This is a genomic window from Streptomyces sp. CA-146814, assembly GCF_050942385.1.
GTDB lineage: Bacteria > Actinomycetota > Actinomycetes > Streptomycetales > Streptomycetaceae > Streptomyces.
This window is the reverse complement of the sequence record NZ_CP192068.1, coordinates 6,482,831-6,497,030: the sequence shown is the minus strand read 5'-3', so window position 1 is coordinate 6,497,030 and position 14,200 is coordinate 6,482,831. Positions and strand designations below refer to the sequence as shown.

At 73.2% G+C, this 14,200-nt stretch carries 7 protein-coding genes; 4 read left to right on the top strand and 3 right to left on the bottom strand.

Annotation, left to right across the window (positions count from 1 at the left end):
* Positions 1-21 precede the first annotated feature (21 nt).
* On the top strand, positions 22-6,681 hold the full coding sequence (locus ACQP09_RS28940; RefSeq protein WP_433404896.1) for a type I polyketide synthase: 6,660 nt from the start codon (positions 22-24) through the stop codon (positions 6,679-6,681).
* A 75-nt stretch (positions 6,682-6,756) separates the two neighbouring features.
* On the opposite strand, the gene ACQP09_RS28935 is transcribed toward ACQP09_RS28940, so the two are convergent.
* The 3 genes from ACQP09_RS28935 to ACQP09_RS28925 form a co-directional block, all read right to left on the bottom strand.
* Complete coding sequence (locus ACQP09_RS28935) at positions 6,757-7,467, bottom strand: hypothetical protein (protein ID WP_433404893.1); 711 nt, start codon at positions 7,465-7,467, stop codon at positions 6,757-6,759.
* Between the two features lie 144 nt (positions 7,468-7,611).
* Entirely contained in the window at positions 7,612-8,385 is a 774-nt protein-coding gene (locus ACQP09_RS28930) for a thioesterase II family protein (protein WP_433404892.1), read from the bottom strand.
* Positions 8,386-8,491: 106 nt separating this feature from the next.
* Positions 8,492-9,172 carry a ScbR family autoregulator-binding transcription factor gene (locus ACQP09_RS28925; protein ID WP_433404889.1) on the bottom strand — a complete coding sequence of 227 codons (681 nt, stop codon included), beginning with the start codon at positions 9,170-9,172 and terminating at the stop codon, positions 8,492-8,494.
* A gap of 413 nt (positions 9,173-9,585) precedes the next feature.
* Here ACQP09_RS28925 and ACQP09_RS28920 point away from each other — a divergent pair, with 413 nt between their 5' ends.
* Genes ACQP09_RS28920 through ACQP09_RS28910 form a run of 3 tightly spaced genes read left to right on the top strand, consistent with a single transcriptional unit; the run spans position 9,586 to position 14,191 of the window.
* Complete coding sequence (locus ACQP09_RS28920; RefSeq protein WP_433404887.1) at positions 9,586-11,055, top strand: aldehyde dehydrogenase family protein; 1,470 nt, start codon at positions 9,586-9,588, stop codon at positions 11,053-11,055.
* A complete protein-coding gene (locus tag ACQP09_RS28915) occupies positions 11,052-12,617 on the top strand; it encodes an APC family permease (protein ID WP_433404884.1) in 1,566 nt (521 codons plus the stop codon). Before ACQP09_RS28920 ends, ACQP09_RS28915 begins: the two co-directional genes overlap by 4 nt.
* 14 nt (positions 12,618-12,631) lie before the next feature.
* Positions 12,632-14,191, top strand: a complete 1,560-nt coding sequence (locus tag ACQP09_RS28910; RefSeq protein ID WP_433404881.1) for a GMC family oxidoreductase — start codon at positions 12,632-12,634, stop codon at positions 14,189-14,191.
* The last annotated feature ends 9 nt before the right edge of the window (positions 14,192-14,200 follow it).

Sequence of the window (14,200 nt, the reverse complement as noted above, 5' to 3'; positions counted from 1 at the left end):
CCGAGGAGATGTGGGTGTCGCATGTCTGACCCAAGCAAGGAAGAGAAGCTCGTCGAGTACCTGAAGTGGGTGACGGCCGATCTGCAGAAGGCGCGTCAGCAGATCTCCGACCTGGAGGCGGCAGCGGCCGACGAGCCGGTGGCGATCGTGGGGATGGCGTGCCGTTATCCGGGCGGGGTCTCCTCGCCGGACGAGCTGTGGCGGCTGGTCGCCGACGAGGTCGACGCGATCTCGCCGTGGCCGACCGACCGCGGCTGGGACACGGAGGGGCTGTACGACCCGGAGCCCGGCACACCCGGCAGGTCGTACACTAAGGAGGGCGGCTTCCTGGAGGGCGCCACCCGGTTCGACGCCGAGTTCTTCGGGATCTCGCCGCGTGAGGCGGTCGCCATGGATCCGCAGCAGCGGGTCCTGATGGAGAGCGCCTGGGAGGTGTTCGAGAACGCGGCCATCGACCCGGCCACTCTCAAGGGCAGCCGGACCGGGGTCTTCGTCGGAGTGGTGGAGGAGAGCTACCTCGGTCTGGAGGCACCCCGCGAACTCCAGGGCTACCTCATGACGGGCAAGCTGGGCAGCGTGGCGTCGGGGCGCATCGCCTACACGCTGGGGCTGGAAGGTCCTGCCGTATCGATCGACACGGCGTGCTCCTCGTCCCTGGTGGCGCTGCACCTCGCCGTGCAGTCGGTGCGTTCGGGCGAGTCGGATCTCGCGCTCGCCGGCGGGTCCACGGTCAACGGCGACCCCGGCGGCTTCGTGGACTTCTCGCAGCAGCGCGGGCTCGCCGCCGACGGCCGGATCAAGTCCTTCTCGGCGGCGGCCGACGGTACGGCCTGGTCGGAGGGGGTGGGCCTGCTGCTGGTCGAGCGCCTCTCCGACGCGCAGCGCAACGGCCACCACGTCCTCGCGGTGATCCGTGGCAGCGCGGTCAACCAGGACGGCGCGTCCAACGGCCTCACCGCGCCGAACGGCCCGTCGCAGGAACGCGTCATCCGCCAGGCCCTCACCAACGCGGGCCTGGCTCCCGGGGACATCGACGCCGTGGAGGCCCACGGCACCGGCACGCGTCTCGGCGACCCGATCGAGGCCCAGGCGCTCATCGCCACGTACGGCCAGAACCGGCCCGAAGGCCGTCCGCTCCACCTCGGCTCCCTCAAGTCCAACATCGGGCATTCGGTGGCGGCCGCCGGAGTGGGTGGCGTGATCAAGATGGTCCAGGCGATGCGGCACGGCACACTGCCGAGGACGCTGCACCTGGACGAGCCGAGCCCGTTCGTGGACTGGGACGCCGGTGAGGTCTCCCTGCTGACGGAGGCCCGGCCGTGGCCGGAGAAGGAGGGCCCGCGGCGGGTGGCGGTCTCGGCGTTCGGTGTGAGCGGGACGAACGCGCATGTGATCCTGGAGCAGCCGCCGGTACGGGAGTCGGCCGAGCCGGCATCGGAGGACGAGCCGGTCGAGCCGCAGGTGCCGCCGGTGCTCCCGTGGCTGCTCTCCGCCAAGTCCCCTCAGGCCCTTGCCGGTCAGGCGGCGCGGCTGCTGGAGCACGTGGAGGCGCACCCCGAACTGTCACCGCTCGACATCGCGTACTCCCTCGCCACCACCCGTACCGCACACGACCACCGCGCCGTCCTCCTCACCGGGTCCGGCACCCACCCGCGCGAGCAGCTCGACGCACTCGCGCGGAACACGCCCACGCCGGGCACCATCGGCGGCGAGGCGGGTTCCCGGCGAGGCAAGGTGGCCTTCCTGTTCACCGGTCAGGGAGCACAGCGGGCCGGTATGGGCAAGGAGTTGTACGCGGCGTTCCCGGTCTTCGCTGCCGCGCTCGACGAGGTGTGCGCGCATCTCGACAAGGATCTGGAACGGCCTTTGCTGGAGGTGATGTTCGCCGATCCCGGCACCGAAGCGGCAGCCCTGCTCGACCAGACCGGCTACACGCAACCCGCGCTCTTCGCGCTGGAAACCGCGCTGTTCCGGCTCATCCGGTCCTGGGGCATCACCCCCGACCACGTCGCCGGACACTCCGTCGGCGAGATCACCGCCGCCCACGCCGCCGGCATCCTCACCCTCGAAGACGCCACCACCCTCGTCAAAGCCCGCGCCACCCTCATGCAGGCTCTCCCCACCAACGGCACCATGATCGCCGTCCAAACCACCGAAACCGACATCCGACCGCACATCGAGGCCCACGACGGCATCGACATCGCCGCCATCAACAGCCCCACCAGCCTCGTCCTCAGCGGCGACACCACCACTCTCCTGTCCCTCGCCGCCCACCTCCGCGAACAAGGCCTCAAGACCAAGCAACTGCCCGTCTCCCATGCGTTCCACAGCCCGCACATGGACGCCATGCTCGACGACTTCCGCAGCGTGGCCGAAACCCTCACCTACCACCCCCCGACCATCCCGATCACCTCCACCCACACCGGTGACGCGGCCACCGAACTCCACCACCCCGCCTACTGGGCCGACCAGCTCCGCGGCACCGTCCGCTTCGCCGACACCATCACCACCCTCCACACCCACAACACCACCACCTACATCGAAATCGGTCCCGGCGGCGCCCTCAGTGTCGCGGCCGGAGAGACGCTCGCGGAGGCGGGCGGCGACCGGTCGGTGGTGCCGCTGCTGCGTCGGCTCGACGCGGAGGCGGAGTCGCTGGTCGGCGGCGTGGGCCGGCTGCACGCGCACGGCGTGGCGGTGGACTGGCCGTCCTTCTTCGCGGGTTCGGGCGCGCGGCGGGTGGAGCTGCCCACGTACGCCTTCCAGCAGCGGCGGTACTGGCTGGACGGTGAGCGCGCGGGTGGCGGTACGGCCGCCGGAGAGGCCGGTGCGAGCGGTCATCCGATCCTCGGCCAGGCGGTCGAACCGGCCTCGGGCGGTGGCCTCCTGCTCAGCGGCCGGCTCGCTCCGGCCGCCCTGCCCTGGGCGTCCGGGCTCGTCGTGGAGGGTTCCGCGGTGCTGCCGCCCGCCGCTCTGGTGGAGCTCGCGGTACGCGCCGGCGACGAGGCCGGCTGCACGGTCCTGGACGAGTTGACGGTCACCGCGCCGCTGCCGGTGTCCGGGCAGCAGGCGGTCCAGCTCCAGGTCGCGGTGGGCGCGGAGGACGCGGACGGCCGCCGGAGCCTCACGGTCCACTCCCGGCCCGACGCCGGTACGCCGTGGACCGCGCACGCGCACGGCACAGCGAGCTTCGGCGGCAGCGCCGCGCCGTTCGACCTGACGCAGTGGCCGCCTGCCGGTGCGGAGCCGGTCGAGATCGCCGACGGCTACGCGGCGCTGGAGGCGGGCGGCCTGGTCCACGCTCCCGCGCTGCGCGGGCTGGAAGCCGCATGGCGGCGCGGAACGGACTTGTTCGCCGAGGTGACGCTCCCTCAGGATGTCGGTGTGGCACAGGGGTTCGGGCTGCATCCGGTGCTGCTCGACGCCGCACTGCAGCCCGCCCGGTTCGACGGCGTACCGGAGGCCGTGGCGGGTGCGCGGTCCTCGCTGTGGCGTGGCGTACGGCTGTACGCGACGGAGGCCGAGGCGCTGCGGGTGCGGCTGAGCCGGACCGCCGAGGGCGAGCTGTCGCTGTGGCTGGCCGACGCGTCCGGGCAGCCGGTCGCCTCGGTCGACGCGCTGGCGGCGGGCCCGGAGACGCCGGGCGAAGGCGCCCCGGACCGGGCCGCGCACCTGGGCTCCCTCTTCACGGTCGCCTGGCGGCCGATCACCCTCGCCGAGCCGTACGAGGAGCCGACCTGGGCCACGCTCGGGCAGGTGGCGCCCGGGGTGGGGGGCCCGTGGCCGGACGCCTCGGGCCTGGAGCTGCTCGACGGCGTCGCCGAGGTGCGCCGGGCCGTCCGCTCGGGCCGGCGTCCGGACGCGGTGGCCGTCCTGTGCGACACCTCCGGGCGCGACGACGCGGCCGGTGCGGCGCACGAGCTGACGCGGGGAGCGCTGGAGCTGCTCACCACCTGGCTCGCCGACGACGAACTGACCGGGACACGGCTGGTGTTCCTCACCCGGGGCGCGATCGCGGCCGAGGAGTCCACGGCACCGGACCCGGCGGCGGCCGCGCTGTGGGGCCTGCTGCGCTCGGCCCAGTCGGAGGCGCCCGGCCGGATCACGGTGATCGACACCGCAGCCGGGGACGCGGTGGGTACGCCGGAGTGGCGGCGGGCGCTGTCGCGGATCCTCGCCTCCGGCGAACCGCAGGCGGCGCTGCGGGCGGGCCGGGTCTCGGTTCCCCGGCTGAGGGCGGTGGAGGCCGGACCGAGCAGGACGGAGGCCGGACCGAGCGGGACGGGGGCCGGACCGAGCCCGGCGGAAGCAAGCCCCGGCCCAGCGGAAGCAAGCTCCGGCCAGGCGCAAGCCGACCCGGCAGGGCCCGAGCCCACCGCCGACACCTGGAACCCCCACGGCACCGTCCTCATCACCGGCGGCACCGGCTCCCTGGGTGGCCTCTTCGCCCGGCACCTGGCCGCCGAGCACGGCGTGACCAGGTTCGTCCTGCTCAGCCGTCGCGGGCCGGACGCCCCAGGCGCCGGAGAGCTCGTCCGGCAGCTGGCCGAACTGGGCGCCGAGGCCACCGTGGTGGCGGGTGACGCCGCCGACCGGGACGCGCTCGCGGCTCTGGTCGCGGGCCTGCCCGCCGACCGTCCGCTCACCGGCGTCGTGCACATGGCCGGTGTCGTGGACGACGGGCTGGTCTCGGCGCTGACGCCCGAGCGGCTCGCCGCCGTCCTGCGTCCGAAGGTGGACGCGGCGTGGAACCTGCACGAGCTCACCCGGGATCTCGACCTGTCGGCGTTCGTGCTCTTCTCGTCCGTCGCCGCCGTCGTCGGCGGTCCCGGCCAGGCCAACTACGCGGCCGCCAACGCCTTCCTCGACGGCCTGGCCCAGCACCGCGCCGCCCAGGGCCTGCCCGCCACCTCCGTCGCCTGGGGCCTGTGGTCGCAGAGCACCGGGATGAGCGGGCACATGGAGGAGGCCGACTTCCGGCGCATCGCGCGTTCGGGCCTCCTGGCCATCGCGGAGAGCACCGGCCCCGCTCTCCTGGACACCGCCCTCACACTCGGCACCGCCGCCGTCGTCGCCACTCCGGTGGACCGCGAGGCCCTGCGCGAGAACGCCGCTCAGGTCCCGGTCGTGATGACCGGACTGCTCCGCACACCCCAGCGGCGTACGGCGGTGAACTCGGCCGCCGCCCTCTCCCTCGCCGACCAGCTCACCGGCCTCGACGAGGAGGAGCGCGAGGCGCATGTGCTGGCGCTCGTGCGGGCCGAGGTCGCCGGGGTGCTCGGGCACGCCGACGCCACCGGGAGCGGCCTCGGGCCCGAGCAGCCGTTCGGCGATCTCGGCCTCGACTCGCTGACCTCCGTCGAGCTGCGGAACCGGCTCGCGGCCCTGGTCGGCACCCAGTTGCCGAGCGGCCTGGTCTTCGACCACCCGAACCCCCGCGCCCTGGCCGACCACCTGCTGGAGACCGCGCTGCACGGGCCGGGCTCCTCGGGCGGCGCGGGCCGGCAGACCGTCGACCTGGAGGCGGAGGTGCGGCTGGCCGAGGACATCCGGCCGGCGGCCGAGGTCAGCCGGGTGGCCGTCGATCCCGATGCGGTGCTGCTGACCGGCGCCACCGGCTTCCTCGGGGCCTTCCTCCTCCGGGACCTGGTGCGCGGGACCCGGGCGCAGGTGCACTGCCTGGTGCGCGGCGCCGACGAGGCGGACGCGCGCGAGCGGCTGCGGGCCAACCTGGAGTGGTACGGCCTCGCGGACGAGGTCGACCCGGCACGCCTCACCGTCCTGGTGGGCGACCTCTCCCGGCCGCGACTGGGCCTGGACGAGGAGACGTACGAGCACCTGGCCCGCACCGTGGACGCGGTGTACCACGCGGGGGCCCATGTGCACTGGCTGCGCCCGTACACGGAGCTGAAGTCCACCAACGTCGACGGGACCGAGGAGGTCCTGCGGCTGGCGGCCCGGCACCGTACCGTCCCGGTCCACCACGTCTCCACCGTCGGCGTCTTCCCGAAGGCGCTGAGCGAGGGCGTGCCGCTGCGGGAGGACGATCCGACGGGTCCGGCGCGGGAGCTGCCGACCGGGTACGTGCAGAGCAAGTGGGTGGCGGAGCAGATGATCGGGCTGGCCAGGGAGCGAGGGCTGCCGGTCAGCGTGTACCGCGTGGACGTGGTCTCCGGTGACCGGGTCAACGGCGCCTGCCAGACGCAGGACTTCGTGTGGCTGAGCCTCAAGGGGCTGCTCCAGGCCGGCGCGGTGCCCGAGGGCCTGTCGGCGGCGGTGCACCCGGTGCCGGTCGACTACGTCAGCGAGGCGGTCCTCACGATGTCCCGGCAGGAGCGGGCGGCGGGCGGGACGTACCACCTGTCCAACCCGAGCAGTCTGGAGTTCGCCGCGTGCGTCGAGCACTTCCGCTCGGCGGGGTACGGGCTGGCCGAGCTGAGCTGGGACGACTGGTACGCCCGGGTGGCGTCGGACACCGACAACGCGATGAACCCGCTGCTCGACGCCTTCCAGGTGCTGGCGACCGACAGCCACCGGTTCTACCCGCGCTTCGACACCACCGGCACCGAGACGGCGCTGGCCGGAACCGGGGTCGCCTGCCCGGAGATGACGCCCGAACTGTTCGCCCGGTACGTCTCCTTCTTCGTGGACCGGGGCTGGTTCCCGGCCGTGCCCGCGTGACCTGAGTACGGCGAAGGGCCGGGCACCGCGTGAGCGGCGCCCGGCCCTTCGCCGTGCCCCGGGGGCCCGGAGGTCTCAGAGCGGCTTCAGCACCGCACAGCCGAAGTCCGGCCCGCGCCCGGCTCCGGCCAGCACCACCAGCGGGGCTCCGGCCTCCCTGCCCCGGTGGAGCAGATCGGCGAGCGCGGTCAGCTGGTCCGGCGTGCGGACGACCCGCGCGACATCGGCCAGGGACGCGCCCGCCTCGTCCACGGCCCGCGCCACCGCCTCGCGCTCCGGCCCGCCGAGCGGCGGCAACGTCACGGACTGCGGCGACCGCCCGGCCCTCCGGCGGCGGGCGACCAGGACGCGGGGGAGGCCGGAGCGGCGGGCGGCCGGTTCCCGCCAGGCCAGGTCGCCGCGGAAGAGAGCGCCTTCGGGCGACCCGCCGAGAAAGGCCGTCGCCAGGATGCGGGCCGCTCCGACCCCTTCGGCGCCTCTGGCGACCAGCGCGCCGGCGGGGTCGGAGGCCGGGGCGGCGCCCCCACGGTCCGCGGTGACCAGGGCCGCGCCCGGCCCCTCGGACGCGGACAGGTACCGCGCCGCCACATGCAGCGCGGCGAGGCCGCCATCCGCCTCCCGGAACACCCGCACCGTTGTGGCACGGCCGTCCTCGTGCCGTGGCCGTACGCGGTCCGCGCGCCCGCTCCGCGCGTGGACGACGAGGTCGATGCCGCTCGCGGGGGCCGGGGGGCAGAGGGGCTGCGGACCGGCCGCGACGACGAACACATCTTCCCAGCAGGTCATATGACTCCTCGTCAGGTCATGAGAAGGGGGCGTCGTGAGAAGAGGGCGAGGAAACGGCGGTGGGCCGCGACGCACGTGCGTGCGTCGCGGCCCACCACCGTGACCGGACATCCGACCGCCCGGGTCCCGCTCACTCTCCGGCCGTCACCTCGCCGCGGATACGGGCATGACGTGGCCGAGCGCGTCCAGGACCGTCCGGGCGACGCGCGGGAGGTGCGCGTCGAGGAAGAAGTGGCCGCCGTCGAAGACATGGGTGCGGGCCGGTGCCGTGGTGACGTGCTGCCAGGCCCGGGCCTCGGCGACGCTCGCCACCGGGTCCCGGTCGCCGACGAGCACGGTGAAGGGGACGGCGAGCGGCGGGCCGGGCTGCCAGGTGTACGAGCCGATCGCGCGGTAGTCGGCGCGCAGTGCGGGCATGACCATCTCGCGCAGTTCGGGGTCGTGCAGCAACTGCGGTGTGGTTCCGCCGAGTTCGCGGACCGCGCGCAGGATGTCCGCGTCCGTGCGCAGCCGGTCGTGCGAGCTGGGCTCGGGGGTCGGCGCGCGGCGGCCGGAGAGGACGAGCGCGGCGGGCCCGGTCACCCGGCGCCGCTGGAGGACCCGGGCCACCTCGTAGGCGAGGACCGCGCCCATGCTGTGGCCGAAGAAGGCGTACGGCGTCCCGTCCGCAACGGGTATGTGGTCGGCGAGCGCCTCGGCGAGGGTGCCGATGTCGGCGAAGGGCGCCTCACGGCGGCGGTCCTGGCGGCCGGGGTACTGGGCGGCCAGGACGTCGAGTTCCGGCGTCAGCTCCCGGGCCAGCGGTACGAAGGTGCTGGCCGCGCCTCCGGCGTGCGGGAAGCAGTACAGCCGGGGGGCCAGGAGTTCGGGGCGGACCTGGCCGCCCGGGCCGCCGAACCTGCGGAACCACTCGCTCATGACCACGACTCCCCGCCGCACGCACGCGCCGCCCGTCGCGGCCCACCGGCCACCAGCGTGGACCCGGGCGTTCAAAGGACGCACAAACGGCGCACAAACGAGGCGGTCACGCCACTCTGCAGTCCTCCAGCTCCCAGCAGTCGTCCGGGCACCGCTCGGTCTGCCAGAGAGCGGGCGCGGGACCGTCATCGGCCGGCAGCTCGCCTCCGTCACCGGTGAGCCGGGGCAGCATCAGCCGCCAGAACCCCTGGACGACGCCGGCCGAGAGGTCGCCCTGCCGCTTCCTGCGGGAGAGCGTCGCGAATCCGGCCATGACGGCGGTGATGGCCGAGACCGCGTCGGCCAGGTCGACGTCCGGCGCCAGCGAACCCTGGTCCCGTGCCACGGTCAGCATCAGATGGACCCAGTCGTGCCACTGCTCCCACAGGTCCACGCCGCCGCGCCAGCCCGCGTCGTCCGCGAGGCTGAAGCCGGCCCGCAGGACCACGTCGCGCTGGAGCTCCCGGGCCAGTGCCTCCGAGGTGTCGACGAGGTGGCCCACCGGGTCCGGGTGGCGCAGCGGCACCGGGCCGGTGAGGTAGAGCAGCCGCTGCGCCGCCGCGGCTTCGACCGCCTCGCCGAGCGCGCGCTTGTTGCGGAAGTGGAAGTGCAGCGCGCCGTTGCTCACCGCCGCGCGCGAGCTGATGGTGGTGATCGAGGAATCCGCGTATCCGGCTCCGTGGAAGACCTCCGCCGCGGAGTGGATCAGCTCCTGACGCGTGAACTGGGCACGGTGCTGCTGGGCCATGTTGGCACTCCAAGAGTGACGTCGCGCGACTGCCTTTGCGCACGAAAACATGCCACACCGACGGTGGGGTGCAGGGCGCAGACGGGACAGTTGGTGCAGAGATTGACCGGAAGTTGACTCTCCGCACAACGGCGGTCACCAACTGGACGAACGGCCGTGCGAGGACCGCGCGGGACGGCGGACCGGAGCACCCCGGCGGACCCGGGCACCCCTTCGGCGTAACACCACCGGCACGGGGCGCACCGGGGCCGCGCCCGCGCTGCGCGGACGCCCGACCCGCCTTACTGTCGGTCCTGGAGCAGCCACGGACGGCCACCGGGGCCGTCGAAGCCCCGGGAGCCGCCGGACCGGGCCGCCGGAGCCCGGCGGCCCACACAGGCACCCCGCACCAGGAACCCGTACAGGAGGAGCCCATGCCGGAGCTGTTCATCGGCGGCCGGTGGACCGCCGCCGCCGACGGGGGCACGCGGGAGATCCGCTGCCCGGCCGACGGCACGCCGGTCGCCACCGTCGACGAGGGCGGGCGCAAGGACGCCCAGGCGGCGGTCGCCGCCGCGCGGGCCGCTTTCGACGACGGGCCCTGGCCCCGGACGCCGGCCGCCGAGCGCGGGCGGCTGCTGCTGCGGGTCGCGGAGCTGCTGGAGCGCGACAAGGACATCTTCGCGCGGGCGGAGTCGCTGGACACCGGCAAACGGCTGGTGGAGAGCGCGTACGACATGGCCGATATCGCCAACTGCTTCCGGTACTTCGGCAACCTCGTCGCCGCCGGGTCCACCGACCGGGTCGTCGACACCGGGCTCGCGGACGTCGACAGCCGGATCACGCACGAGCCCGTCGGCGTCTGCGCGCTGATCACCCCGTGGAACTATCCGCTGCTCCAGACCGCGTGGAAGGTCGCGCCGGCGCTGGCGGCCGGAAACACCTTCGTCCTCAAGCCGAGCGAGCTGACGCCGCACACCGCCGTCCTGCTCATGGGGCTGCTCGTCGAGGCCGAGCTGCCGGAGGGCGTCGCCAATCTGGTGCTCGGGGCGGGCGCGGCCGTGGGCGCGCCGCTCACCGAGGATCCGCGGGTCGACATGGTGTCGTTCACCGGCGGGCTGGTGACCGGGCGGGCCATCATGGCGGCCGCCGCGCCGACCGTGAAGAAGGTGGCGCTGGAGCTGGGCGGCAAGAACCCGAACATCGTCTTCGCCGACGCCGACTTCGAGACCGCCGTCGACTACGGGCTGATGGCGGTCTTCCTCCACTCCGGCCAGGTCTGCTCGGCCGGGGCGCGGCTCCTCGTCCAGGACGAGCTGCACGACCGGTTCGTGGACGAGCTGGTGGCGCGGGCCCGCCGGATCAGGCTCGGCGGCCCGTTCGACGAGGAGGCCCGCAGCGGCCCGCTGATCTCCGCCGCGCACCGCGACAAGGTCGAGGCGTACGTGGCGGAGGGCATCGCCGAGGGCGCCGTACTGCGCTGCGGCGGCGCGCGGCCCGACGATCCGGCGCTGGCGGACGGCTTCTACTATCCGCCGACCGTGCTCGACGAGTGCCGCGCCTCCATGTCGGTGGTGCGGGACGAGTCGTTCGGGCCGGTGCTGACGGTGGAGCGGTTCCGGGACGAGGACGAGGCGGTGCGGCTCGCCAACGACACCGTGTACGGGCTGGCGGGCGCGGTCTGGACGCAGGACGCCGGGCGCGCTCACCGGGTGGCCTCGCGGCTGCGCGCCGGGACCGTGTGGATCAACGACTTCCACCCCTACGTACCGCAGGCGGAGTGGGGCGGCATGAAGCAGTCCGGCTTCGGCCGCGAGCTGGGCCCGGCGGGTCTGGCGGAGTACCAGGAGGCCAAGCACATCTGGCGCAATGTCGCCGCGGCCCCGCAGCGGTGGTTCGAGTGAGCCGGACCAGGGGACCCGAGGACCGGGCGGCGGACAGCGGCCACGACGACGACGCGCTGGGTGAGCTGGGCTACAAGCCCGAACTAAAGCGCACGCTCGGCAACTTCCACACCTTCGCCGCCGGGATCAGCTACATCTCGATCCTCACCGGCACCTTCCAGCTGTTCTACTTCGGCGTCAGCTTCGGCGGTCCCGCCTACTGGTGGTCCTGGCCGATGGTCTTCTGCGGGCAGCTGATGGTGGCCCTGTGCTTCTGCGAGCTGGCGGCCCGCTACCCGGTGGCCGGTTCGGTCTACAACTGGGCCAAGAAGATGGGCGGCCCGCATGTGGGGTGGCTCGGCGGCTGGATGATGATGACGGCCACCATGGTCACGCTCTCGGCGGTGGCGCTGGCCTACCAGATCACGCTGCCGCAGATCGACGGCTGGTTCCAGTTCGTCGGCGACGGCAGCGGAAAGAACGACCAGGCGGCCAACGCGGTCCTCCTCGGCACGGTGCTGATCCTCTTCTCCACGCTGGTCAACGCGTTCGGCGTCAAGCTGATGGCCCGGATCAACTCCGCGGGCGTCTTCATCGAGCTGATCGCCGCCGTCGCGCTGATCATCTTCCTGGGCGCGCACATCACCCGGGGCCCCAGCACCGCGCTGACGGAGACGTACGGCCTCGGCAGCGGCCAGTCGCTCGGCTACTTCGGCGCGTTCCTCACGGCGTCGCTGGCCTCCGCGTACGTCATGTACGGCTTCGACACCGCCTCCTCCCTGGGCGAGGAGTCCCACAACCCGGGCCGCAACGCGCCGCGCGCCATCCTGCGGGCGCTCATCGCCTCGTTCCTGATCGGCGCGTTCATCCTGCTCTTCGCGCTGCTCTCGGTGCCGGACCTGAAGGCCGAGGAGCTGTCCACGGGCGGACTGCAGTACGTGGTGCTGGCGACGCTCGGCGAGACCATCGGGGAGATCTTCCTCTGGTCGGTGGTCGTCGCGATCACCGTCTGCGTGCTGGCCGTGCAGGCGGCCGGGATCCGGCTGATGTTCGCCATGGCCCGGGACAACAACCTGCCCGCCGGCTCGAAGCTGGCCCGGGTCAGCCCCCGGTTCAAGACACCGGTGGTGCCCGCCGTGCTGATCGGCGTGGTCGGCGTGGTGATCCTGGTGGTGAACATCAACCAGCCGCAGATCTTCTCGGTGATCACCAGCATCGCGATCATCATGATCTACGTGGCCTATCTGATGGTCACCGTGCCCATGCTGCTGCGCCGGCTGCGGGGCGAGTGGCAGCCGCGCGAGGGCGCCTTCTCGCTGGGCCGCTTCGGGCTGCCGGTCAACATCCTCGCGGTGCTCTGGGGCACGGCGATGTCCCTCAACCTGGCCTGGCCGCGCGCCGAGGTCTACAACGCGACGGGCCCGCAGCACTGGTACCTGCGGTGGGGCGCGTTCCTGTTCATCGGCGTCGTCGCGCTCGGCGGCTTCGCCTACTACTGGTTCGTCCAGCGGCACCGTACGGGGGTGCTCGCCGAACACCGCTTCGAGGCCGAGGACCCGGCCGTTCCGCCGCAGAATCCCTGAGCTCTGGAGACGCGATGCCCGAAGAGAGCCCTGTGCCCGCGTACGACTACGTCGTGGTGGGCGGCGGTACGGCCGGTGCCGTCGTCGCCGCCCGGCTCACCGAGGACCCCTCCGTCACCGTCTGCGTGCTGGAGGCGGGCCCCTCGGACGTCGGCGACGACAGCATCCTGCGGCTGGAGAGGTGGATGGCGCTGCTGGAGTCCGGTTACGACTGGGACTATCCGGTGGAGCCGCAGGAGAACGGCAACAGCTTCATGCGCCACGCCCGCGCCAAGGTGCTCGGCGGCTGCTCCTCGCACAACTCGTGCATCGCCTTCTGGGCCCCGGCCGAGGACCTCGACGAGTGGGGTGCGCTCGGCTGTACGGGGTGGAGCGCGGCGGACTGCTTCCCGCTGTACAAACGGCTGGAGACCAACGACGCGCCCGGCGACCACCACGGCCGCTCCGGCCCGGTCACGCTCCGCACGGTCCCGGCCGACGACCCGTGCGGCACGGCGCTGCTGGCGGCTTGCGCCGAGGCCGGCATCCCCACTACGCCGTTCAACACCGGCACCACCGTCGTCCGGGGCGCGCACTGGTTCCAGATCAACGCCCGCGAGGACGGCACCCGCTCCTCGGCCTCCGTCTCGTACCTGCATCCGATCCTCGGGAAGCGGCCCAACCTGGAGCTGCGGACGGGGCTCCAGGCGAAGCGGCTCCTCTTCGAGGGTGAACGGTGCACCGGTGTGGAGTACCTGGAGCCGGACACCGTCCACAGCGGCCGGGTGCACGCCCGGCGCGAGGTGATCGTGGCCTGCGGCGCGATCGACTCGCCGAAGCTGCTGATGCTCTCCGGGATCGGCCCGGCCGGCCATCTGCGGGAGACCGGGATCGACGTCCGGGTGGACTCCCCCGGCGTCGGCTCGCACCTCCAGGACCACCCGGAGGGCGTGATCATGTGGGAGGCGAAGCAGCCCATGGTCACCTCTTCCACCCAGTGGTGGGAGATCGGGATCTTCGCCGACACGGAACCGGGTCTGGACCGGCCGGACCTGATGTTCCACTACGGCTCGGTGCCGTTCGACCTGAACACCTACCGGCGCGGCTACCCCACCTCCGAGAACGCGTTCTGCCTCACCCCGAACGTCACCCGGGCCCGCTCCCGGGGCACGGTGCGCCTCCGCACCCGGGACTTCCGGGACAAGCCGAGGGTCGATCCGCGCTACTTCACCGACGAGTACGACGTACGGGTGATGACGTACGGGCTCCGCCTCGCCCGGGAGATCGTGGCGAAGCCGCCGATGGCCGCGTGGGCGGGGACCGAGCTGGCGCCGGGGCCGGGCGCGACGACGGACGCGGAGCTGTTCGACTACATCCGCGAGACGCACAACACCGTCTACCACCCGGCGGGCACGGTCCGGATGGGCCCGGTGGACGACCCGGAATCGCCGCTCGACCCGCAGCTGCGGGTCAAGGGCGTCACGGGGCTGCGGGTGGCGGACGCGTCGGTGATGCCGGTGCTGACCACGGCCAATCCGTGCATCACGACCATGATGATCGGCGAGAAGTGCGCCGACCTGATCAAGGAGAGCTGAGGCCTTCCC

Bases quoted from the DNA above. Each gene is read 5' to 3' on its own strand.
- ACQP09_RS28920 (WP_433404887.1), top strand. From the start codon at position 9,586: ATGCCGGAGCTGTTCATCGGCGGCCGGTGGACCGCCGCCGCCGACGGG.
- ACQP09_RS28925 (WP_433404889.1), bottom strand. From the start codon at position 9,172: ATGGCCCAGCAGCACCGTGCCCAGTTCACGCGTCAGGAGCTGATCCAC.
- ACQP09_RS28935 (WP_433404893.1), bottom strand. From the start codon at position 7,467: ATGACCTGCTGGGAAGATGTGTTCGTCGTCGCGGCCGGTCCGCAGCCC.
- ACQP09_RS28910 (WP_433404881.1), top strand. From the start codon at position 12,632: ATGCCCGAAGAGAGCCCTGTGCCCGCGTACGACTACGTCGTGGTGGGC.
- ACQP09_RS28940 (WP_433404896.1), top strand. From the start codon at position 22: ATGTCTGACCCAAGCAAGGAAGAGAAGCTCGTCGAGTACCTGAAGTGG.
- ACQP09_RS28930 (WP_433404892.1), bottom strand. From the start codon at position 8,385: ATGAGCGAGTGGTTCCGCAGGTTCGGCGGCCCGGGCGGCCAGGTCCGC.